This is a genomic window from Bartonella sp. AA81SXKL (genome assembly GCF_042196945.1).
GTDB lineage: Bacteria > Pseudomonadota > Alphaproteobacteria > Rhizobiales > Rhizobiaceae > Bartonella.
In genome coordinates, this window is record NZ_JBHIRH010000343.1 from 1 (window position 1) to 285 (window position 285).

The 285-nt window shown below is 41.4% G+C and carries 1 pseudogene; it reads right to left on the reverse strand.

Annotation, left to right across the window (positions count from 1 at the left end):
- Positions 1-285 (reverse strand): annotated as a pseudogene (locus ACFINZ_RS11590) (glycerol-3-phosphate dehydrogenase); the annotation flags it as partial.

A 285-nucleotide genomic window follows, 5' to 3' on the forward strand; every position in this document is an offset into this window, starting at 1 on the left:
ATTCAGTATCAGAAGCTGCTATCGTAATTGCTGTAGGCAAGCCAATAGCAAGCTCCTTAGCAAAAGTTGGTCCAGAAAAAACAGCTAAAGGGATTTTATCACCTAGAATTTCGCGAGCAACTTCTTGTAGGAGACGTCCAGTACCATGCTCCAAACCTTTCGTTGCCCAAATAATCCGTGAATGTTGATCCAAGTAAGGTCGAATATTGTACAATACCTGATGAAATACATGGCTTGGAACAGCGATTAATATATTGCGGCTTGCCTTTATTGCAGTTTCAAGCG